Genomic DNA, 526 nt, shown 5'->3' on the forward strand with positions numbered 1-526 from the left:
TATAGCAATCAGTTAGGGGTACATGCATGAGTAATAAAAAAGAAAAAATCGTTGGAGCAATTTACACACAAACTTATGTTTATAATTTTCACTTTCATTTGATTTGGACAACAAAATATCGTCACAAGTTATTTACAACAGGTACATTAGTTCAAGAGATGAAAGAAATATTGATTCGAATCGCAAAGTTAAACGAAATAACGATTGAAAAAATGGAAGTCATGCCCGATCATGTGCATCTTTTAATTAGTTTCAAACCGAAGTTATCAGCTACGGGTGCTGTCAAAGCAATTAAAGGAGCTTCGGCACGAATGTTTTTTGAAAAGCACCCAGAAATCAAGGCACAAAAATTTTGGAGTGGACATTTATGGACGAGAAGTTATTATATGTCTACGTTAGGAACTATGTCTAAAGAGGTAGTAGAGCAATATATAGACGATCAATATAAGAAAAAATAAATATTAATAAAAACATTATGGCTTACATCCACGGATTGAAATCAGTGGCATTACGCCATTTTTTCAGT

At 32.7% G+C, this 526-nt stretch carries 1 protein-coding gene; it reads left to right on the forward strand.

Annotated elements, in window-relative coordinates; genetic code table 11:
* The first annotated feature begins 26 nt into the window (after positions 1-26).
* Complete coding sequence (gene tnpA, locus SIN01_RS14880; protein WP_010027511.1) at positions 27-458, forward strand: IS200/IS605 family transposase; 432 nt, start codon at positions 27-29, stop codon at positions 456-458.
* Positions 459-526: the final 68 nt, after the last annotated feature.

Source organism: Sporolactobacillus inulinus, assembly GCF_006539285.1.
Classification (GTDB): Bacteria; Bacillota; Bacilli; order Bacillales; family Sporolactobacillaceae; genus Sporolactobacillus; species Sporolactobacillus inulinus.